This window comes from Alcanivorax borkumensis SK2, assembly GCF_000009365.1.
Classification (GTDB): Bacteria; Pseudomonadota; Gammaproteobacteria; order Pseudomonadales; family Alcanivoracaceae; genus Alcanivorax; species Alcanivorax borkumensis.
Map to the genome: position 1 here is coordinate 1897675 of NC_008260.1, position 19758 is coordinate 1917432.

The window sequence follows — 19758 nt, forward strand, 5'->3', positions numbered from 1 at the left end:
ACTAGAGGTAATTTAGCAACTCTTTACCGATAACATTAAATAAAGGTGGAGGAACAGCGTTGCCTACCACAGTGTATTTCATCCTCAAACTCGAATTCTCTGTCTCAGGGAAGCAACTACTTCTATCAAAACCCTGCAAACAAGCAGCCTCTCGGTATGAATAACGGCGTGCTGGCCCATCACTCTCCCAAACCCATTTATCTGTATGCACCCTCTTAAGTTTAGGGGAAACAGGATGTAGTGGCATATGCCTTGGGTGACTAACTATAGTTTTAGCCAGCTCATCCCAGCCTCTATACCGATTTCTTGATAAATAGTACCAATGAAATGTTTCTGTCCAGTAATCCCCCTCAGGCCACAATGGAAGATCACCTATTGCATCACCAATTGTAATTTTATTCTGAATTGCAGTACCATGGGTTGCTTCAGGAAAAGCAAAAACTTCGCCAAGATCTGACCTAACACCAACAAAAATCAGCCGCTTTCTTTCTTGGGGAACCCCAAAGTCAGAAACATCGATAACTCTATAATTAACCCTATAACCTGCGAGTCGGAATTGGCATAGCTGAGAATTTAGAAGATGCCTAAAATCAGACCTTTGCATCCCAGATACATTTTCAACGATGAAAGCCTTTGGCTTAATTCTCTTTAAGGCTCTAACGAATTCCCTATATAGGTAGTTTACTCCACGGCTTGACTGTCTTGCTCCACCTTGACTAAAACCTTGACACGGATAACACCCGACAAGCACATCCGCACTAGGAAAAGACTGAATTTCCCTAACGTCAATAACTTGATAATCAGTTTCTGGAAAGTTGGCCAAGTAGAAGTCCTTTGCATAAGGCAAGATATCGTTTGCCATTAGGACGTCATAGCCCGCTTGGTGAAGCCCTGAATCAGAACCACCACATCCAGTAAATAGAGACACCACCGTTTGCTTTTTCTTCATATATCAACAACTTAGCCAAGTAAAGCAATATCAATGGAAAGGATAACACAGAAATCACCAACGATGTCATTGAAGCCACACAGCCACACATGAATCGCTTATGCCCCACTCATTTAGAACCTTTTCAAAAAAACCATCCCTCCCACTCCCCGTCAAAAACTGCTGCCTAGCCCTAGTCATCTCCACATACAACAGCCTGACCTCCTGTCCACTCCTCCACTCCCTCTCCAGATTCTCCTTGTCATCCTTCAAGCCCCCCAGTACCACGGTATCGAACCCAAATTCTTTACTGTTTTGCCGAGTGAGTAGTGTGAGCGTAACAATGGGCTCAGATCTTGCCCAGAGCATCAACTTAATCCTTTCCAACTCAACACTTCCTAACTCCCCGACACTTCGGAAACGCACTGCATCCCCAAAACGTTTGCCCCGCCTGTTTTCCAGAGCGCGCTTTTCGCAACACCATCGCCTCACCACATTTATGGCAAGCTGGTGCAGCAGCTTGAAACCCATCAGTCGTGCCCGCCGAGGGGGCAATGCGCTTTTGCGCTTCTGAATCGGCGGCTTTCTTCAAAGGCACCTCACCCGTCCCAGGGAACAGAATCGCCTCAATCTGCTGGCGAATATCCACTACGACATAGCCCCTAGCCGCCCTAATTCTTAACAGCGGCAAGCCAGCCGACTCACAGGCTTGTTCCAGAAAGGCATCGCGCTTCTGCCGGGAGGCCGAACCATGGCTGGCATCGTCCAGCTCAATGGCCAGTTTTACGGCGCAGTCTTGTGGGTCGCAGAGGAGAAAGTCGACGTGTTTGGCGGAAATCGGGTTGAAGGCGCGTTGCCAGTTGGACCGGTTGAGGCCTTTTTGCGGGGTGAGCACATCCGCAACGCGGACTTTAGAGAAAATGAGGGCCTTGTCGCCCACGGCCTGTGTGAGCACGCCGTAGAAGGAGCGTTCGGCCTTGGACAGCAGGTAAGGTTTGCGGCGATAGCCAAAAGCGGGCGCCCCGCCACCGGGCCGTTTCTGTTGGGCCAGGATCAGCATGACGCCAATGGCAATAACCAGTAGAACGCCTAATTCCAAGGGCTTCTCCCCCGTTTAGCCGTAAACGGGGGTGACCATACTGAATATGGTGATAACCAGACTGGCATCCTTTCCCCTGAGTCATATTACAAGCCGTGCCATCCTGGCCAGCCGCGGTTATTGATATCGTGTTATTTGCGATTACTTTGAATGTACACAATCTTTAGGCGCAAAGAAATGAATAGGCTTCAGGAGGCTTGCTTTGCAGGAGAGAGAACGCAGAGGCCGCCCTCCAGTGGCGCCTCGACAAAGAGAAAAAGGCGCCCAGCCTGGTGGCAAAAGCGCCATTGGGAATTACGCCTCGAATCGTTTTAGCCGCCGCAGCAACGCGTGGTTTTCCCGGCGTAGCGCCTGCACTTCATCGAGCAATTCCAGGGCCAGTGCTACGCCCTCCCAGTTGATCTCAAGGTCCCGCCGCAAGCGGGTGGCGCGGGCGATTTCGGCGAGCACGGCATCGTCAAACTGCCATTCGCTGGCCTGCCTATCCTGGGGTTCGATAATACCGAGGCTGACGATGTCGATGAGATCCTGCTCTGATATCTGCACCCGTTGGCAAATGTCGTTACTGCATACCGTGATTCTTAATTGAGAGGCCATAATTACCGTCTCCATTTTGCACGTGGATCGAAGCTTGCCTTGTCGGCCAGTTGTTGCCACAGCGCGTCAATGTCTTCGCCGGTGGCATCGGGCATGACTACTTTTAACACGGCAATCAGGTCGCCCTTCCCTGCCTTGCTGGGCAGCCCTTTACCAGGAATACGCAGCTTCTTGCCGTTCTGGCTGTGTGCCGGGATGGTCATCTGTACTGTGCCGGTGAGGGTGGGCACTTCAATTTTTGCCCCCAGCGCCACTTCCCAGGGCGCCACCGGCACGGTAACGATCAGGTTGTGGCCTTCCACATCAAACAAGGGATGCGGCACCAGGCGAATGCGCAGGTACACGTCGCCCGCGGGGGCGTTACCGATACCGGCAATACCCTGGCCTTTGAGCCGAATGCGTTCACCGTCGGTCACCCCGGCCGGAATTTTCACGTTCAGGGTTTTGCTCTTTTCGCCGACCACCTGGCCGTACTGGTCGTATTCCGGCAGCCGGTAGGAAACAGATTTGGATTCGCTGCTGATCGTGTCTTCTAGAAAAATGGGCAGCTCGATTTCCACATCTTCACCACGCCGCGATGGCGCGTGCCCGCCACGGGCCTGGCGGGCGCCGGTGAACAGGGATTCAAAGAAGTCAGAAAAGCCCGCATCGGCCGGGTCAAAGCCCCCGCTCGACGGCTGCCAGCCAGGGGGCGGCTGAAACGAACCGCCATCGCCTTGCTGGTTTCGAAAGGCGCGTAGCTGGTCGTAATCAGCGCGTTTATCTGGATCTTTCAGCACCTGCCAGGCCTCAGCCACGTCCTTAAACTTGGCTTCGGCGTCGTTTTCCTTGCTGATATCCGGGTGATACTTGCGGGCCAGCCGGCGGTAGGCCGTCTTGATAGCGGCCGCGTCGGCGTCTGGCTCCACCCCAAGCAGGGCGTAGTAGTCCTTAAAATCCATTCCACCTCTCCGGAGTCAGATATTCCATTCCTACCATACTGCTATTTCAATGATATGCCTGTTGAAAATGCACCATTCCTGATTACCGTCAAATTACACCGCCCGGCCCCCTTTCTACTGCTCTTTGTTTGAGCCATTCTTGAAGTGGTGGCCGCGCAGTGCGGCCCGGTAACCACCCTGTGCCAACCCGCTCTCGCTGGGATTACAGGCGTATCTCGCCTTGTTGTATCTGCCTGTATAGCTGGGGCGTCAGCGGTTGGTAGCCGCGCTGGTTATCCAGCAGTACATACACGGGTTCGGCCACTTGATCGGGCGCTATGCCTTGTTTTTTCAGCGCTACCTTGCGGTATTTAAAGGTGCCGGTGGTTTCCTGATGATCACGGATGCGCAGAAACAGGGGCACCGCATAGGCCGGCAGCACACGGCTCAAATGCTGTGCCAGGCCCCAGCCATTAAGGGCGACGCCCTGGCTGAGCGTAATGGCCGCCATCCCTGCGCGGCCATCGCAGCCGGGAATGCTGACTCCGTACACCACACCATGATCAATATCAGGGTGCTGAGCCATAGCCCCTTCCACTTCGCCGGCGGCCACGTTCTCCCCTTTCCAGCGGAAGGTATCGCCTACCCGGTCGACAAATTGAATGTGGCGCAAGCCCTGGTCGCGCACCAGGTCACCAGAATCGAACCAGCAATCGCCTTTTTTGAAGACATCGCGCAGCAACTTTTTCTCCCCGGCAGCAGGGTCGGTATAACCATCGAAGGGCCGCCGCGGGGTCACTTCGCTAATCAAAAGGCCAACCCCACCCTTAGGGATGCGCTGCATAAACCCATCACGGTTACGGCGCGGGGTTTCGGTGTCATTGTCGAATTCGACGATGGCGAAAGGCAGCGGAGTAAACCCCGCAGTCTGGGCCACACCAAAGAGGTTGATAAACCCAATATTAGATTCACTGGCACCGTAAAATTCATAGATACGGTGGATACCAAAACGCTGCTCAAAGGGCTCCCAGATTTCCGGGCGCAGCCCGTTGCCGGTGATTAATCGAATACGGTGCTGACGGTCCATGTGGCTGGGCGGCACATTGAGCAGGTAACGGAGCAGCTCACCGATATAACATAACGCGGTGGCGTCGTAATGGCGCACCCGCTCCCAGAACTGGGAGGCACTGAACTTGCGATCCAGTGCTAGGGTGGCGCCCATGGATAATACCGAGCCCCAGGCCACGGTAAGCGCATTGTTGTGGTACAGCGGCAGGCAGCAATAGAACACCTCTTTGCGGCGGATGCCCAAGGCCAAGCCGCCCATACCCGCCATGGCGGCCAGCCAGCGATAATGTGTCATCACCGAGGCCTTGGGTAAGCCGGTGGTGCCGGAGGTAAAGATGGAAAAACACGGCTGCTCGGCGCGCACTCGGCAAGTGCTGGGCGGGTTGGCTTGCGATTGCCGGCTGCTGTGTTCATGCAGATCTAGCCAACCCGGCGGCGCAGGCTGCCCCTGGTCGCCACCGTGCCACAGATAGCCGATTGATGAAGCGGGCGACGAGCTGTTCGGCGCGCTTGGCGTTGGAGTAAAGCGAGTGGTGGCCAGGGCCGCTGCACATTCCGCACTGACTACCAATAACCGCGGCTTGACCAGCTGGATACTGTGTTCCAGCACCTCGCCACTCTGGTTGTGGTTGAGCATGGCCGCGATGGCGCCCAATTTGACGGTGGCCGCCACACAGGCCAACGCCTCAGGCCGGTTTTCCATCATGATCGCGACAGTGTCTCCGGCGCCCACACCCTGCTCCCGCCAGCAGGCGGCCAAGCGGTTGGCCCAGGCGTTAAATTGCGCGTAGGTCCACTGCTGATCCTCGAACCGCAAGGCGATGTTGTGCGGGGTGCGACTGGCCCAGTATTGGATAACCTTGCCAATGGACTGCTTGCTGCTGGGCCGCAACCCGGCTAGGCGCAACAGATTACTGCGCTGAATATCCAGCAGTGGCGGCACCATGTACCGCACTCCTTTGGCCAAATCTCGCCAGCCAACCTTCTTCACAGGCATGCTTGCCTCCGTTGCTCGGCCCAATACTGCTCCCGGCAGGGCTACTGCTAACAGTGCAACCTGTTGTTATACGCCTGCCGGATGGCATTGGAGCTTACTTGTCATTGACTCGTTTGGATCAGGCTCGCGAGCAGGGCAATGTCGTGGCTGCTGGCCTGCGATCCAGTTCGAATCTACATAATCGTGGGGTGTAAATAAATGAACAGAATTGCGGGGGGTGTTTCTTAGGGTCAATAGGCTGACGGAGGCGTTCGCGACTCCACCGCCACTTCTGCGAAATCCAATAGTTGGCATGGTTCCCGCAGTATCTTGCTCAGTGGCCAGCCATATTGCTGGCTTAACCCTTTGTGGTACCTGACCCGAGCAAGAGGTAAGCCCCATGGATTCTGTATCGATCAAGGACTTGATGTGCACCCGTTTTGCGACTATCCGCCCGGAGATGCCGGTGGTGGAAGCCTCCAGCAATCTGATCAAACTGGATATGCTGGGCAGCCCCGTTACCGATAGCGCGGGAACGCTGGTGGGCTGGATCAGTGAGCGCGAATGCCTGCAGGCGGCCTTACAGGTGGTATATCACAACCAGCGCGTAGCAACCGTGAGGGACCTAATGCAAAGCGAGGTACTGACGGTATCGCTGAACGACGATGTACTGAACCTGGCCCAGCAGATGCTGAACGCCAAGCCGAAAATCTATCCGGTGGTGAATGCCGCCAACAAGGTGGTGGGGGTAATCAGCCGCCGCCATATTCTGAATATGCTAGATCAGAAGCTGGCCGAGTTGTGCAAAAAGGCCAGCTAAGGCCCTGTATGCGTGCACGTAGGCAGCCTAGCTGCGCGCTATTGGTGCTCAAAACGCATGCATAAATGCCTCATTTAGGTTCGCGCAGGCACCACTAACCGTCTGTGCTGTTGGGTTCATTCGCAGCACCGCATCGCGGTAGCGCGGCCTTCACGCATGTGGCGGCCATGGTATCGCTGCTAGGGCTGTTCACCAAAGCGCGCCATGGGGTCGTCGCTGCTGGGCGAATGCCGCAGTAATGCGATGCCGCCATGAGCCGTGATGTAGTTCATTACGGACGGGTTACGAAGGTAAAGATAATGTGAGTAATTCAGATTTAATCTGAATGACGCTAGGTAATGGCATTGCGAGGCAAAGACGGCAAAGAAGGCCTAGCCTGCACTTACCATAGTGGTTTGCGCCACCGGGTACTCTGCAAAAACAATAGCGCTAAGTTTGCCCCTTACATTATTCAACTACTGCCCAAACCGGCCAACAAACCAATTCTCACCACTCCCGGTCAGCAATAACTGCTGCCGTGCCCGCGTCATCCCCACATACAATAGCCGCACCTCGCGCTCCAGGTTCTCCTGGTCGTCTTTCAATCCGCCCAGCCCTGCCAGCACCACGGTATCGAATTCCAGCCCCTTGCTGCTTTGCCGGGTAAGTAGCGCCACCCGCTGCGCATTCGCGTCGTAGGCTTTCTTGCTGGCGCTGTTTTTTAACCAGGCATGGGGAATGCCTTCGGCGTTGAGGGCTCGTTGCAGAGTGTCTGCCTGCCAGGTGTAACCGTAGATCACCGCAATGGTGTTGAGGGGGCGGCCGCTTTGGTGCCATTTGTGAATGCAGCGAGCGATGTAGTGGGCTTCGTCGTTGAAGTTGTCGAATTTGCGAAACGCCGGTGGCGGGCCGCTCACACCGGCCACCTCCGGTGCGATGAGGGGAATGTGGTCGTCGTCGGCATCTTGAGCTTGCAGGAAGTCCTTCGCGAAATCGTAGGCGTAGCTAAGGATTTCGCGGGTGTTGCGGTAATTCAGTTTCAAAATGGTGGTTCGACCACGGGCCTGAATGCCGGCACTGGACAGGGGAAACTTGAGATTGCGTTTCTTGTAGATGGACTGGGCATCGTCATAGAGCAGCAGCAGGGAATTGGTGTTCGGGTCGATCATCTGCACAATCAGGGCCAGCCAGTCCTGCTCGAAGTCGTGGCCTTCGTCGATCATCACCGCGCTGTATTGGGCACGAGGAATCTGATTCTTATCCACGGCCTGTATAACGGTTTCCACCTGCCGTTCCCAGGGTTTTAGCTCTGGTGTGGCGGCGATCGGGTCCACGTTGTAGGTTTGCATTTGCCGGCCACACCATTCATGGAAGTGGTGCACCTGCACTTTCTCTTCGATGCCCTTTTCGGCAATAAAACTTCGCAGTCGGGCAGCCAAGGTGATATTGAAGCACAACACCAAAATCGGCTTGGTGACGGCCTGGGCCAAGTGCAGACAACGATAGCCGAGGATCAGCGTCTTGCCAGAGCCGGCCACGCCATGGATAACCCGGTGGCCATCACCCATGCTCCGGGCCAGCTGTTCTTGCTGCAGGTCCATCACGCGGACAATGTCTGGGATGGTGTTGTAACTTGGCTGGCTCGCGACCACCGGCTTTCCCTCATTGGCCCCGCCCTGCCCTACCTCTGGTTCATCGTCTTCACCCTCCGCATCGAACAGCCCTTGCTGGGGCGCGTTTATGCGAATTTCAGGGAATAGATTCCAGCGGATACGATCAATCTGCGGCAGGGTGAGTTTGTCGCCGAAGGTGTATTCGAACATGGCCCATAGCTGCTCCTGGAACACTTCCGGGTCAATGGTGGCGGTCATTTCATCCCGGCAGATCAAACGGTGTGGGGGTAACACCAGTTCCTGATGCTCCTCACTAATGGCCTCGTTCCATTGCTTACGGGTGATATTAGGGAACACGACCCCATAGCCCCACGGGAAGCAGAGCTTGCCTTTGTGCTGTGCGCAGGTTTGTTGCAGGTGCGCATCGCGCTGCAGTTTTTTGATGGCGGTGAGCGCACACTGGCGGGCCTGCTGCAAAGGATTGGTGACGGTCTTCAAACCATCGGAGGTAAAAATCTCCGCATCGCGGGGCGTGATCGTCTTGAGGGTATCTAGCTTCCAATCTTTTACCTCCAGAAACAGCAAGCCACGGCCGGGATGCAGGATAATGTAATCTGGATAGCGCCGATTGCGGCCCACCGGTGTGTCGTACCAAACGGTGTAGTCATCCTCTAATAGCGTTTCTAAGCGCTGCCCCAGGCGCCTCTCGCCTTTCGTCATGCCACGCAGGGTGCTGAGGTTGGGTATAACGGTGGCCATGGTAACTATCGCTCCCAGCTCATGGTGACCCCATAGGCTTTGCCATCAATCTGCAAGGAGGAATATTGAAGCATGAGCTTGTCGCCACTTTTTTGCTGCCACTGAACCAGTGGCAGCGTCTCCTCTATGTCCTCTTTCCCGTCCAACCACAAAACGAGCCTCGCCATCCAGCCGAGATTAAAAGCATTAAATGATGGATCTCCAAATTCTGCCTCTATTGCTGCTTGATGGGTTTTAAAGAAAACCTTTTGGTGCTCCTCGTTATTGAACCAGACTCCGTAATAAACCAACGAGATACGGTCTTCGCCGCATTGATACCCAGTCACTTCAGAACGTTCCGGGGTGTCGCGGTAAAACGCCAGAAGTTCGTGCTCCAGCATCGTGTGCAGAGGGAAGTCAGCCTCCGCTCCCCTGTCAATTTCCATTTCATAGGTTTCAAGACAGGAATCACCGGGTGAGACACCAAGGAACAGGGCTGAATGGGCAAACGGAGAGCACAGGAGTATGCACAGCATGGAGAACGTTCGGCATTGCTGAGGGGTAATCCGGCAGATTGTCTGCTTCTGCGTTCTTCGGAATAAAAGCATCCTGCCCTCATTGCTTTATTGCCCACCATCCTGGCAGGCTCATTATTATTAACCGCGTTTTATTTGTGCTTCAGTTCCGAATGTACACGACCTTACGGCGCAAATAAATGAATACGATTCAGGATTTTGATTCTGGTGTGCGCAAGAGAAATCGACGCAAAGGGCCGCGCCCCTGAGACGCAGCCACATGCCGTTCGCAGAGTGGCCTCTTATCTCACGATGCTTTTGCTTTGATCTGCCAGCAGGCAGCGTTGAATTTCACGGTATCACCGAACACAAAAGGCTCGAAGGCTTCTCTGACCACCGTAATAAGCTGTGCTTGGGTTTTTTCATCCAGACCGGGAAGAATGCGACCGAGCGGGCCGATGCGGGTGAAAAAACTCACCAGCTCGGTCTCGGGGAACGCACATTCGAAATCCAGCGGTTCAATGCTGATGTCGTGCCAACCTGCTGATTCAAGAATGCTCTCTACCCGTTGGGGGTCTGCAAATGCAAACTGCCCGGGCGCGTTCCGGTCTTGTTGCGGCAAGGTGACGATAGACTTGGCCGCCCGGCCAGCGGTAGTCATAAAGGGGGTTTCTTTCGGGGAGCGCCAGGAAAAAAACAACGCCGTGGCCTCTTTGCTAGCGGCGCGCCTGAGGTTTTGAAAGGCCCGCACGGGATCTTCGAAAAACATGATGCCAAAACGCGACACCAGCATGTCGAACAAGCCTTCTTGGAAATCATAGCGGGCGGCGTCGGCGCAGATAAACTCTGGGCCGGGTCCTTCCTTGTCCGCACCATCCTGCTCACTACCCTGTCGTGCGGCGTCGATCATTACCTCGGACACGTCCACGCCGGTGGCATAGCGCCCTTCTTGGGTATGGCGATGAATCGTGCGGGTTGTGCCACCGGTACCGCAGCCTATATCAAGAACATGGCGCGGGGATTGGGCCTGCACCGCTTCGGCCAGCAGCACTTCGATGGGCTTGAACAAATGATCAATCAGCTGCTGGGAAGCTACCCAGTTGCGCCCACCCATGGTTTTCCACAACGAGGACGGGTCTTCGGCTGTGTCTACAAATGTGGCGACAGGCTTACTCATGTTTACTCTCCGGCGTTCGGTCTCGGTTTATTTGTCAGCGAGCCACTTCACGTCGAGGTCACCTCAACTGAACAGCCCAGAAGACAACCGTGCACGACTCACAGAGCCGCTCCATGATAGGTAAATCGCCAACCTTTACTGGCCGGCCTTGCCCTGCTGGGCAGCTTCCAGCGCCACAATTTTTGCGTGCATTGCGCGCATAAGATCCAGCATTTCCTGGCGCTCATCGTGGGCAATCAGATTATTGGCTTCCCGCTCTGCACGCTGCTCGCTCTCATGTACTTCTTGGGTCGCGCTCACAATGATGGCAATAAACAGGTTGAGCACCATAAAGCTGGAAATGAGGATGAAGGGCACGAAGAAGATCCACGCTAGGGGATACACCTCCATAACAGGTCGGGCGATCCCCATAGACCAACTTTCCAGGGTCATAATCTGAAACAGGCTATAAATGCTGGCGCCCAAGCTGCCAAACCACTGCGGAAACGCTTCGCCGAACAGCTCGGTGCCCATCACTGCAAAGATGTAGAACATCATCAGTAGCAGCGCTGCGGTCCAACCGATACCGGGCAAGGCTTGCATCAAGGATTCCACCAGCATGCGCAGTCGTTTCACCGATGACAGCAGGCGCAACACCCGCAGGATGCGTAAACTCCGCAAGATAGCCAACGGCCCTGAGGCTGGCGTCAGGGAGATAGCGACGATCAGAAAGTCAAATACGTTCCAACCGGAACGGAAAAAGCGCGGACCAAAGGCCACCAACTTGAGTGCAATTTCCAGCGTGAAGGCGAACAAAATCACTTGGTTGACCAAGGTCAACCACTGCCCTACTCGCTCTTGCGCTACTGAGGACGTTTCCACTCCAAGAATAATGGCATTCAGGAGAATCAACGCGGTGATGCTATTCGCGAATAACGAAGAATTAAGCCAAGCACTCAGACGCTGGCGCCAAGCATTAGCGGGTACGGAGGAAGGCGTAGCCTGCATGGAAAATCACCGAAAAACTCAAGGAGCGGCGAGTATACCTGATGCAGGGCCAGTGATTGACACCGACACGCGATGAAGGAGGGTCTTCACCGCCATCGAAAGCCCCCAAAGGGAGCTTTACCGGTGCAGGCTAAATTGCATCCAGACTGCCAACCCCAAACCCCAAGCCGCATTCACGATTAAACCGCCCACGACCTTGGTGGCATTCACGTCCAATCCTTTCATAGGGAAAACCAGCAACATGGCCACCAGGGTCGGGCCAATGGCGCCAATAATCATGGCGCTAAGCCAAAATTTGATACCCTGCCAGCGGCGAATGATCAACCATACGGGCAAACCCCAAACACCCCCCCAGAATGCCAGAGAGAGCACTTGAGGAATGCCCAACGGCGGCACGGGCGTCATGTTCCAAGGAAACGTGGGGATAAGGCCGCCCAACCAAAACAATGCGAGGACGCCTTGATGGAACAACAGGGTGGCAATAAATCCACCGGTGAAAGCCTGCAGCCATTGTTGTTTGGTGTTGGTCATGGGGGTCTCCGTCGGGTTGCGCTATCGAGCAGATGCCGATTAGCGGATAGACGCTAGCATAGCCCACAACGTAGCGACGTGAGCGCCATAACCCTTCTTTATTGCACTCGTTATTACTTCAGGGGCGGTTGAAGCTTATATCTTAGAAGAGGCAACACACCCACAGGGCATGAAGGCGTTTTTTTGCGGGAGCTTAGCCATAACCCAGAAAACAAAAACCCCGGGCAAAGCCGGGGTAAACGCAGAAGCAGCAACAGAATTTAATTCTCGTGTTCGACGTAGCGAAGGTACAGAAAACGGCTTTTTGAAGACCCTCGCTGAGCCCCCCCCCAATACCATCAGAATAGATCACCAGAAGAGAAACCGTTATTTCCACCTACAGCATCGTCAAAGCATTGCCTGTTATATGCCCAACGTCTGTAAGCCTCATCGTATTTTCCCATAGGAATTTAACTGTTCGTGGAGCTGGCAACCTTGTACACACCGGCATCTGAGTCACCGCCGATGGCAAACGGGGGCGCGGGGAAATAACAAGAAAAGCCATCAATCGCGCATCATCCTCTAACGGATAAAAACTCGAAGAGTTCGGCCACGAGAAGAGGCCATTCGCAACGGGGTATTGGCTTCCCTGCTTGGTCGTGACGGCGCTTATATCCTGAAGGGAAGAATACCCACCGCACCCTGGTAGTAAGCTGCCATTCGGTGATTTAGCTGTGGCGGTTTGCAATGCAACCTGCGCACTCACTGGGAGCCTGCGCCTTTCTCGGCGGCGAACCCGCCAACGAACAAACCCGCCCAGCCTGAGCCATTCACTTAGGTGCGCCTAACAGGCTCACCGAAGCCCTAAGTTTACGGTATGCTCCGCCTGTCGCAGCCGGATATTTCAGATATGCCAACCACACAACCACCACTCAATGACCTTGCCCACGTGTTCAGCCGGGCCTTTTTTCATGACCCACTGTTTGAATACTTTTTTGCGGACCCGTCGCAACGGCAAGCACTGGCGTTCTTCACTTTTCGCTTTCTGGTCGCCCATGCTCGCCACAACGGTCAAGTAGACACCACGCCGCAGCCTGTCGATGACCATAATAGCCTTAATGGCGCCGCAGTCTGGTTGCCCTCGTCAGCCATTGAACACAGCGTAATTGATATGTTGCGTTTTGGTGCGGTGCGGGCGTTGTTCAAGCAAGGCCCCGGCGCCATAAAACGCCAAATGGTGGCTGCAGATGCCATGCAGGCAGTGCACCACCGGGTTCTCACCACCCCGCATATGTACCTGCTACTGCTGGGTATTGATCCCTCGCAGCAAGGGCGCGGGCTGTCCACACCGCTACTGCAACCCTCGCTAGACCTGTTCGATCAGCAAGGCTTGCCCTGCTATCTCGATACCCATAACCCGAACAATGTTTCTCTGTATCAACGGTTTGGGTTTGAGGTAGTGCATGAGGGCGATATCCCCGGCACGTCGGTACAACACTGGGCCATGTTGCGGCAGTGCAAATCGCGCGCCTAATACGCTGTTGTCATAAAGCGCATTAAAATAAGGCCGGGTTACTGGTCATAGCCAGTAAATGGCTCTGCGCTTTCTCCTTCCAGCACATAGCCGGCCGTGCCGTATTCCGTTTCTTGGCTGCTAACGGTAAGCGTTCCCGAGAGCCACATGGCATCCAGAGCCAGATCCAGCGGCACGCCCCGGCCTTTCATTTTCACCAACACAATCTGATTGCGCGGCGGCGGAGGCGTGTGGATACAGGCGCCAAAATACGGTACTAGCAGGAACTTACGTACATATTCCTCATCGCCATCCAGCGGCACGCCGTAACCCGCCAAGCGCACCGCAGTATTGTCTAAGGACTGTTTCAGCGGCGCTTCGCGCCAGGCTTTATCGATGGCGTCTAACATTTTCTTGCCTCGAGCGTCGCCATCCGCAATGGAGTCAGGCGCTTGCTGTTCCCCATAAATATCATCGAAGAGAGTGTTATAAATCTCCGAGGGGTCATAACCTTCCGGCACTAGCGCCTCCCACTCGATCTCATTGGCCGCCATGGAAGACAGGCTCCAGCTAAAACAGAGCACAGCAAGCAAATAACGCATGATCAGTTCCTTGGGGTCAGGCCATCGGCCAAGCTATTACGGAAGGCCTTTTCTGCCGGGATCAGCCCTGCCAGGGAGCCGGCGAGCAGAATAGCGCCAATGGCCGGTAATTCCCGCCACGCGAGAAAGTGTTCAGGAAGTCGCAACGACCATTCAGCCAGCGCCATTGGCGCTAACCCCCATTGCGCCAAAAATAACACCCCCAGACCCAACAAGCAGCCCAACACGGTAAAACACAGGCTTTCACCGACGATTACCGTATACACGGCCAGCCGCCCGGCACCTGTCGCCCGCAGGACAGCGATTTCATGGCGGCGCCCTTCCAGCGCCGCCAGCACCGTGGACACCAGCACCAGCAAAGCGACCACCAGCACCGCCAGCGATGTGGCGCGCAGAGCATTTTCGCCGGCGGCAGTGATTCGCCACAACCGCTGCAATTGCACGCCGGGAATAATGGCCGTAAGCGGCTCGCGCTCATAACGGGACAACTCCCGCTGCAAGCTCAACACGGCCATGCGGCGTTTCAATCCCAACATGACCGCATTCACTGAATCGGGTTTATCCCGTGCTTGGCCTAGCATGGGAGGCAGGCCCGACCTATACGCGCCCCCGCGATGAATCACCGCCATGCCTTCCAGAGAGATATGCACGCTTTGATCCACAGGGGTGCCGGTGGGCGCGAGAATACCGACCACCGTAAACGGGTGGTTATCATGTTCCACAATGGCCGGCCCGCTGGCACCGTGAGCCAACACAATGTGCTCACCCTGCTGATAGCCAAGCCGGGCAGCCACGGCACTGCCAAGCACGGCTTGATCCGCCCGAGCAAACCAAGCGCCACTTTGCAGGACCAAGCGCTGATCTCGGCCATAACGGTAATGCGCTAAATAACTGTCGTTGGTGGCCACCACCGGATAACCACGATGGGAATCACCCAAGGCAATGGGAATCCACCACTTCACATCCGGGTGGTCAGCCAAATGTTCCACCGTCTTCCAGCTAATACCTGCAGTGGGATCACTGAGCCGGAAGACGCTGTAGAGCAAAATGTTCATCGGCCCACCACGGGCGCTGACGATCAAATCTGTACCCGAAATGGTACTGGAAAAATTGGCACGCACCTGATGCCGTACCCGATCGATGCCGATGATCATCAGCACACTCAGGCCAATGGCAGCAACGATCAATAGCGCTGATGTTCGCCGGGTTTTCAGGGAGGCAAGCATCACCTTAGCTAGCATGGTTTGCCTCCCCTGCCAGGTGGGCGAAATCCACACTGCGTTGAAAATGATCGCCCACCTGTTTGTCGTGGCTAACCATCAGCAAGGCACTGCCAGACTGTTCGCACAGTTCACACAGTAATGTAAGCAAAATATCGCGGCTGTGGTTATCCAACGCGGAGGTGGGTTCATCGGCAATAATGAGGTCCGGTTTACCGAACAAAGCACGGGCTGCGGCCACCCGCTGTTGCTGCCCGAAAGACAACTGCCACGCGGGCAGAGTAACGGTGCTGTCATCTAAGCCCAGCCGAGCCAGCAAAGCCCGGGCAGTGGATTGTCTATGGGCCTTACTGCGAATCCCTTCCCGGTCACAACGCTGACGGGAGAAACCGGCAGCCAAGCACACGTTGTCCACGGCATTTAGGTAAGGAAGCAAATTAAAGGCCTGAAAAATCACCCCCAGGTGATCGGCGCGAAATGCATCTCGGCGGCGCTGGGGCAACGAGGAAAAGGGCTGGCCTGCAATGTGGATACGGCCACGCTGCACCGGACGAATGCCGGTAATCAAGGACAACAAGGTGCTCTTGCCACAACCACTGGGGCCATGGAGCAACACACGTTCTCCCGCCTGCAGGGAAAAATGCGGCACCTGCAGAAAGGCCCGCAGGTCGCCGGGATGGCGGTATTCCAGCTCGTTGAGCTCCAGTACCAAACCCACTACGGCCTTACTCCACGAGTATTCGAGTTTGACCCGGAGCCAGACGCGAAGCGCTCTGGACGGCCGGTAACAACAGCACCACGTCTGTGGTCAGGCTCGAAAAGGTACTAAGAAACGGCAGATCTACGGCTTGCAGCTGCTGAGGGGCCTCGCAGGCAAACGTCCATTCGTGGACGATGTCCTGATGATGATTGACCGCTTCATGGGAATCATCATCGTGGTCATGGTCATCACGATCATGCGCCTTACTTTCCGGAAACAAATCGGCTACGGAACGAGAGGACACATTGATCAATTCACACAGGGCAGCTGCAGACGGCTGAGGTTCTATAACCTGTGCCAAGCGCTTGCTGTAACGCAATCGCGCTGAGGCATCGGCCGGTGGCTGCTCGCTACCGAAAATATCCATCAACGGCGCCCGGAAACTAACGGTTAACTGATCGCCTTCGAGTACAACCGCCGCCTCGGCATGACCATGCTGATGCACATCTGCTGCGAAGCCAGCCACACTCAATGGCAGTAATAGAGCAGCCAGCCACTTAGGTTGCATAGGGTTTTTCATGATTTATCTCGCAGTCATTGCAGCCTCGAATATTGCCCACATGGGTTCCCACCAAACAGAGTCCGATCAGAACTGTCAGCAATGGTTCCCAAAAAGTGCCGTGCATAGCATGTTCAAAAACGGTTAGCAGACACAACCCCGCCAAGGCTAATACGCCTGGAACCAAGACGGAAAGACGACGATGTCGCCGGTAACCTACGCCAATGGCGAGCAGGCTTACCGGCACTATGATGGCCAGCATGACCAAGTGAAATATTTCATCCACACTGCCAAACGCGGATAACAATCCGATGGCAAAGAGCCCCGCCACGCTGGCGACGCAGTGAATCATGCAGAGGCTAGACAGGCCGATAGCCATCACGTCTAGGCGAAAACGTTGCATTACTGTCTCCCGAGAAGAGTGTTGTTTAGCTGCCCGCTAGCGATGCGCAATCGGCACAACGGCCATGCACTTCCAACAGCGGTTCTTGCTGAATTACAAAACCCACTTCATCCAGGGTGTGTTGTAATTCGTCAACAGCGGCCCCCGCCATGGGGGTTTCCTGAACGCCACCACACTGATCACATAACAAGAACACCGTTCCGCGATGGCCGTGTTGGCAGGTAATGTGATCACAGGCCAGATACTGGTTGGTGGAGCTAAGCCGGTGGGCCAACCCTTGCTGAACCAGAAAATCCAGCGCTCGATAAATCGTGGGCGGCTGTGCATTGCTCTGATAGCGGGCTTTGAACTGGTCGAGTAGCTGATAGGCACTTTGCGGGGTTTTTTGCTCCAGTATTAGCGCCATAACTTGTTTGCGCTGGGGGGTCATGCGCACACCCAGCTTTCGACATTGCTGCTCAGCGCTATTAAGAATCTGCTCTGTTCGACTCACTGCCATGTTCTCAGCCTAAATATCCAGAGTGATCAACAACCGCTGCTGACCGGGAGACATGGGCGGGGACCGGTGGACCACGCCTGCCCCCGGATTATCCCGCCATGACTCGCCTTTTAACAGCGCCACCTGCCCGGCCTCAAGTTGCTTGACGTTTTCTTGCTGAAAAAGCAAAGGCTGGTTACTGCCAGGCGAGAGCAATTGATCGTCCACGCAATCAAACGGCAGCCACTGACTGCCCTGGCCGCCATAGGTGCACAATAACCGAACCGGAATTCGGTCCACATGAAAGCGTGGGCACATAGGCGCTTGCAAAGCCGTAACACGTAACCCTAGGCCAGACACGCCAAATAGACACGCAGTCATGTCGGCAAGCAAAACTAGATCGTCCCGCAACGCCCCATAGCGCTCATCCGGAAGCATTCGCTCGATAGCCCCCTCAAGCTGAGAAAGCTCAAGCCAGTGTTTTAGTGCCAGCCGTTGTTGGCAGGCCAACGCTACCACGTCCTGGCCCACAGGACTGGGACGATCCCAGACGGCCACCTCCATATCATCCTGAACGATGTCCGCCAGCACCGCTGCATCTGGCGAACAATGCCATTGCGACGTAGTAATCTCCGCTTGCGCCACTGCCATCGTCATCACCCCGCCATCTCCCATTGCGGAAACGGATCATCCAACTGTTCCCAAAGCGCCTTACCTTGGAGCATTTCTGCTTCCGTCAACAAACAGGCATCCAGCGCTTGGCGAGTTGCCTCTGGTTGCAGGTTGTGGCCGATAAACACCAACTCCTGGCGCATATCACCAAACGGTTCTTGCCACTTTTCCATGATCAAGGCCCGGTATTCCTCGTCAGTGGGCCACTGTTGTTCCGGCACGGTTTTCCAGAACATGCCCGCCGGGCCGTGATGAACAACATCGCCCGCCTGGCTCCAGTTACCCGCAAATTGGGGCCGACTGGCCAACCAGAAAAAACCCTTTGAACGTAACAACGTGCCGTAGGGCCAAGGCTGTTGCAAAAAGTCCCAGAAACGTTGCGGGTGAAACGGGCGACGAGCTTCATAGGTGAAACTGCTGATGCCGTATTCCTCAGTTTCGGGCAAATGTTCGCCACGCATTTCTTTTAACCACCCCGGCGCCTGCTGGGCTTTTTCAAAGTCGAACAGGCCGGTGTTAAGCACATCATCCAGCGGCACCGCACCGTGGCTAATCGGTAGAATACGAGCATCCGGATTCAACAACCGCAAGGTGGCTTGCAGAGCATCGAGCTCCTTTTTCGTGGCCAAATCCGTCTTGCTGATCAGGATCACATCAGAGAATTCCACCTGTTCCACCAAGAGATCCACCACATTGCGGTGATCTTCTTCGCCCAGGTTTTCTGCCTCTTGCTGGAGCGTACGGCAACTATTGTAATCGCGGAGAAAGTTAACCCCATCCACCACTGTGACCATGGTGTCCAGCCGTGCTACAGAAGATAGCCCTTCACCGTTTTCGTCTTCGAAGGTAAAGGTTTCTGCCACAGGCAAAGGCTCAGATATCCCTGTGGATTCGATAACCAAGTAATCGAAGCTCCCTTCTCTGGCCAGCCGATCCACTTCCACCAACAAATCCTCGCGCAGGGTGCAACAGATGCAACCATTGCTCATTTCCACCAGTTTCTCTTCTGCCCGATTGAGAGAAACGTTCTGATTGACCAGTGCAGCATCAATATTGATTTCACTCATATCGTTAACGATAACGGCAACCCGCAGCCCGCTTCGATTGTTAAGAATATGGTTCAGCACCGTGGTTTTTCCGGCACCCAGGAACCCTGACAATACGGTAACGGGAAGCTGGCGAATGGAATTGATTTGCTGGCCTGTCATGTCTTTATCCGGTTCGTTGATGGGCATAGTGGCGTTCATTTTGTTCAAGGCGAGCCTTTACCTCGGCACAGTATTCCGTGGTGGGGCGAGCGAGCAAACGCGGTAAACCAATAGGATCACCGCTGATTTTGCAGTAACCGTAGTCTCCGTTTTGCAGCCGCCTCAACGCACCGCGTATTTTTCCCAACAAGGCCTGCTGGCGCGCCATAAAACGTAGCTGGTGACGGCACGTCTCTTCTTCTACAGCCGCATCCAGTGGGTCTGCCTGGGCCGGTGTCTGCAGATTGTTTCTAGCGTTCCCAAGGTGTTGTTCGCACTCTAGAGCCAGAGCAAGGAGACGTTTGCGGAAAAACTCCCGCTGGCTCGCATTCATGTACTGCGACGCTGTCATCGCCAACAACGCCTCTTCACTAATGGTATGAGGCATGATGCTCTCCTTTCATGTTATGTTATAACATTGCATCAATAATCAACAA

At 54.9% G+C, this 19758-nt stretch carries 22 protein-coding genes; 2 read left to right on the forward strand and 20 right to left on the reverse strand.

Annotation, left to right across the window (positions count from 1 at the left end):
• Position 1: 1 nt before the first annotated feature.
• From ABO_RS14230 to ABO_RS08615, 6 genes are all read right to left on the reverse strand, one after another.
• On the reverse strand, positions 2-949 hold the full coding sequence (locus ABO_RS14230) for a DNA cytosine methyltransferase (protein ID WP_081424061.1): 948 nt from the start codon (positions 947-949) through the stop codon (positions 2-4).
• A 66-nt stretch (positions 950-1015) separates the two neighbouring features.
• Positions 1016-1315 (reverse strand): hypothetical protein, encoded by a 300-nt coding sequence (locus ABO_RS08595; RefSeq protein WP_148201443.1) that lies wholly within the window; start codon positions 1313-1315, stop codon positions 1016-1018.
• A gap of 1 nt (position 1316) precedes the next feature.
• Positions 1317-2027, reverse strand: a complete 711-nt coding sequence (locus ABO_RS08600) for a DUF2726 domain-containing protein (protein ID WP_011588941.1) — start codon at positions 2025-2027, stop codon at positions 1317-1319.
• Between the two features lie 294 nt (positions 2028-2321).
• A complete protein-coding gene (locus tag ABO_RS08605) occupies positions 2322-2624 on the reverse strand; it encodes a chaperone modulator CbpM (protein WP_011588942.1) in 303 nt (100 codons plus the stop codon).
• A 2-nt stretch (positions 2625-2626) separates the two neighbouring features.
• Entirely contained in the window at positions 2627-3565 is a 939-nt protein-coding gene (gene cbpA / locus ABO_RS08610; protein WP_011588943.1) for a curved DNA-binding protein, read from the reverse strand.
• A gap of 202 nt (positions 3566-3767) precedes the next feature.
• Complete coding sequence (locus ABO_RS08615) at positions 3768-5609, reverse strand: long-chain-acyl-CoA synthetase (RefSeq protein ID WP_011588944.1); 1842 nt, start codon at positions 5607-5609, stop codon at positions 3768-3770.
• Between the two features lie 379 nt (positions 5610-5988).
• Between ABO_RS08615 and ABO_RS08620 the strand changes: the two genes are divergently transcribed.
• On the forward strand, positions 5989-6408 hold the full coding sequence (locus ABO_RS08620) for a CBS domain-containing protein (RefSeq protein WP_011588945.1): 420 nt from the start codon (positions 5989-5991) through the stop codon (positions 6406-6408).
• A gap of 455 nt (positions 6409-6863) precedes the next feature.
• Here the strand turns inward: ABO_RS08620 and ABO_RS08625 are convergent, their stop codons facing one another.
• From ABO_RS08625 to ABO_RS08645, 5 genes are all read right to left on the reverse strand, one after another.
• On the reverse strand, positions 6864-8759 hold the full coding sequence (locus ABO_RS08625; RefSeq protein ID WP_011588946.1) for a 3'-5' exonuclease: 1896 nt from the start codon (positions 8757-8759) through the stop codon (positions 6864-6866).
• A 5-nt stretch (positions 8760-8764) separates the two neighbouring features.
• Positions 8765-9346 (reverse strand): hypothetical protein, encoded by a 582-nt coding sequence (locus ABO_RS08630; protein ID WP_011588947.1) that lies wholly within the window; start codon positions 9344-9346, stop codon positions 8765-8767.
• Positions 9347-9560: 214 nt separating this feature from the next.
• A complete protein-coding gene (locus ABO_RS08635; protein WP_011588948.1) occupies positions 9561-10430 on the reverse strand; it encodes a class I SAM-dependent methyltransferase in 870 nt (289 codons plus the stop codon).
• Positions 10431-10565: 135 nt separating this feature from the next.
• A complete protein-coding gene (locus ABO_RS08640) occupies positions 10566-11417 on the reverse strand; it encodes an ion transporter (RefSeq protein ID WP_011588949.1) in 852 nt (283 codons plus the stop codon).
• A gap of 117 nt (positions 11418-11534) precedes the next feature.
• Positions 11535-11948 (reverse strand): hypothetical protein, encoded by a 414-nt coding sequence (locus ABO_RS08645; RefSeq protein ID WP_011588950.1) that lies wholly within the window; start codon positions 11946-11948, stop codon positions 11535-11537.
• An 889-nt stretch (positions 11949-12837) separates the two neighbouring features.
• On the opposite strand from ABO_RS08645, the gene ABO_RS08650 reads away from it, so the two are divergent.
• Positions 12838-13461 (forward strand): GNAT family N-acetyltransferase, encoded by a 624-nt coding sequence (locus ABO_RS08650; protein WP_041705425.1) that lies wholly within the window; start codon positions 12838-12840, stop codon positions 13459-13461.
• Between the two features lie 38 nt (positions 13462-13499).
• On the opposite strand, the gene ABO_RS08655 is transcribed toward ABO_RS08650, so the two are convergent.
• Genes ABO_RS08655 through ABO_RS08695 form a run of 9 tightly spaced genes read right to left on the reverse strand, consistent with a single transcriptional unit; the run spans position 13500 to position 19709 of the window.
• The gene (locus tag ABO_RS08655) at positions 13500-14042 is read right to left on the reverse strand and encodes a DUF3299 domain-containing protein (protein WP_011588953.1); all 543 of its coding nucleotides are present in this window, start codon (positions 14040-14042) and stop codon (positions 13500-13502) included.
• 2 nt (positions 14043-14044) lie between these two features.
• The gene (locus ABO_RS08660) at positions 14045-15283 is read right to left on the reverse strand and encodes an ABC transporter permease (protein WP_041704971.1); all 1239 of its coding nucleotides are present in this window, start codon (positions 15281-15283) and stop codon (positions 14045-14047) included.
• Complete coding sequence (locus ABO_RS08665) at positions 15273-15980, reverse strand: ABC transporter ATP-binding protein (protein WP_011588955.1); 708 nt, start codon at positions 15978-15980, stop codon at positions 15273-15275. The genes ABO_RS08660 and ABO_RS08665 overlap by 11 nt, the downstream gene beginning before the upstream one ends.
• A gap of 7 nt (positions 15981-15987) precedes the next feature.
• Positions 15988-16542: a ZrgA family zinc uptake protein gene (locus ABO_RS08670; RefSeq protein WP_011588956.1), complete on the reverse strand. Its 555-nt coding sequence runs from the start codon at positions 16540-16542 to the stop codon at positions 15988-15990.
• Entirely contained in the window at positions 16520-16924 is a 405-nt protein-coding gene (locus ABO_RS14120) for a MerC domain-containing protein (protein ID WP_011588957.1), read from the reverse strand. Before ABO_RS14120 ends, ABO_RS08670 begins: the two co-directional genes overlap by 23 nt.
• A gap of 25 nt (positions 16925-16949) precedes the next feature.
• Positions 16950-17423 carry a transcriptional repressor gene (locus tag ABO_RS08680; protein WP_011588958.1) on the reverse strand — a complete coding sequence of 158 codons (474 nt, stop codon included), beginning with the start codon at positions 17421-17423 and terminating at the stop codon, positions 16950-16952.
• 9 nt (positions 17424-17432) lie between these two features.
• Positions 17433-18059: a DUF1826 domain-containing protein gene (locus ABO_RS08685; RefSeq protein WP_011588959.1), complete on the reverse strand. Its 627-nt coding sequence runs from the start codon at positions 18057-18059 to the stop codon at positions 17433-17435.
• The gene (zigA, locus tag ABO_RS08690; protein ID WP_041705440.1) at positions 18059-19282 is read right to left on the reverse strand and encodes a zinc metallochaperone GTPase ZigA; all 1224 of its coding nucleotides are present in this window, start codon (positions 19280-19282) and stop codon (positions 18059-18061) included. The genes ABO_RS08685 and zigA overlap by 1 nt, the downstream gene beginning before the upstream one ends.
• A gap of 4 nt (positions 19283-19286) precedes the next feature.
• On the reverse strand, positions 19287-19709 hold the full coding sequence (locus tag ABO_RS08695; protein ID WP_011588961.1) for a TraR/DksA family transcriptional regulator: 423 nt from the start codon (positions 19707-19709) through the stop codon (positions 19287-19289).
• Positions 19710-19758 lie beyond the last annotated feature (49 nt).

What these genes read in the sequence shown, in the direction of transcription:
- ABO_RS08605 (WP_011588942.1), bottom strand. Translation starts at nt 2,624, where the DNA reads ATGGCCTCTCAATTAAGAATCACGGTATGCAGTAACGACATTTGCCAA.
- ABO_RS08615 (WP_011588944.1), bottom strand. Translation starts at nt 5,609, where the DNA reads ATGCCTGTGAAGAAGGTTGGCTGGCGAGATTTGGCCAAAGGAGTGCGG.
- ABO_RS08645 (WP_011588950.1), bottom strand. Translation starts at nt 11,948, where the DNA reads ATGACCAACACCAAACAACAATGGCTGCAGGCTTTCACCGGTGGATTT.
- zigA (WP_041705440.1), bottom strand. Translation starts at nt 19,282, where the DNA reads ATGACAGGCCAGCAAATCAATTCCATTCGCCAGCTTCCCGTTACCGTA.
- ABO_RS14230 (WP_081424061.1), bottom strand. Translation starts at nt 949, where the DNA reads ATGAAGAAAAAGCAAACGGTGGTGTCTCTATTTACTGGATGTGGTGGT.
- ABO_RS08625 (WP_011588946.1), bottom strand. Translation starts at nt 8,759, where the DNA reads ATGGCCACCGTTATACCCAACCTCAGCACCCTGCGTGGCATGACGAAA.
- ABO_RS14120 (WP_011588957.1), bottom strand. Translation starts at nt 16,924, where the DNA reads ATGCAACGTTTTCGCCTAGACGTGATGGCTATCGGCCTGTCTAGCCTC.
- ABO_RS08670 (WP_011588956.1), bottom strand. Translation starts at nt 16,542, where the DNA reads ATGAAAAACCCTATGCAACCTAAGTGGCTGGCTGCTCTATTACTGCCA.
- cbpA (WP_011588943.1), bottom strand. Translation starts at nt 3,565, where the DNA reads ATGGATTTTAAGGACTACTACGCCCTGCTTGGGGTGGAGCCAGACGCC.
- ABO_RS08685 (WP_011588959.1), bottom strand. Translation starts at nt 18,059, where the DNA reads ATGACGATGGCAGTGGCGCAAGCGGAGATTACTACGTCGCAATGGCAT.
- ABO_RS08635 (WP_011588948.1), bottom strand. Translation starts at nt 10,430, where the DNA reads ATGAGTAAGCCTGTCGCCACATTTGTAGACACAGCCGAAGACCCGTCC.
- ABO_RS08620 (WP_011588945.1), top strand. Translation starts at nt 5,989, where the DNA reads ATGGATTCTGTATCGATCAAGGACTTGATGTGCACCCGTTTTGCGACT.
- ABO_RS08695 (WP_011588961.1), bottom strand. Translation starts at nt 19,709, where the DNA reads ATGCCTCATACCATTAGTGAAGAGGCGTTGTTGGCGATGACAGCGTCG.
- ABO_RS08650 (WP_041705425.1), top strand. Translation starts at nt 12,838, where the DNA reads ATGCCAACCACACAACCACCACTCAATGACCTTGCCCACGTGTTCAGC.
- ABO_RS08630 (WP_011588947.1), bottom strand. Translation starts at nt 9,346, where the DNA reads ATGCTTTTATTCCGAAGAACGCAGAAGCAGACAATCTGCCGGATTACC.
- ABO_RS08680 (WP_011588958.1), bottom strand. Translation starts at nt 17,423, where the DNA reads ATGGCAGTGAGTCGAACAGAGCAGATTCTTAATAGCGCTGAGCAGCAA.
- ABO_RS08660 (WP_041704971.1), bottom strand. Translation starts at nt 15,283, where the DNA reads ATGCTAGCTAAGGTGATGCTTGCCTCCCTGAAAACCCGGCGAACATCA.
- ABO_RS08640 (WP_011588949.1), bottom strand. Translation starts at nt 11,417, where the DNA reads ATGCAGGCTACGCCTTCCTCCGTACCCGCTAATGCTTGGCGCCAGCGT.
- ABO_RS08655 (WP_011588953.1), bottom strand. Translation starts at nt 14,042, where the DNA reads ATGCGTTATTTGCTTGCTGTGCTCTGTTTTAGCTGGAGCCTGTCTTCC.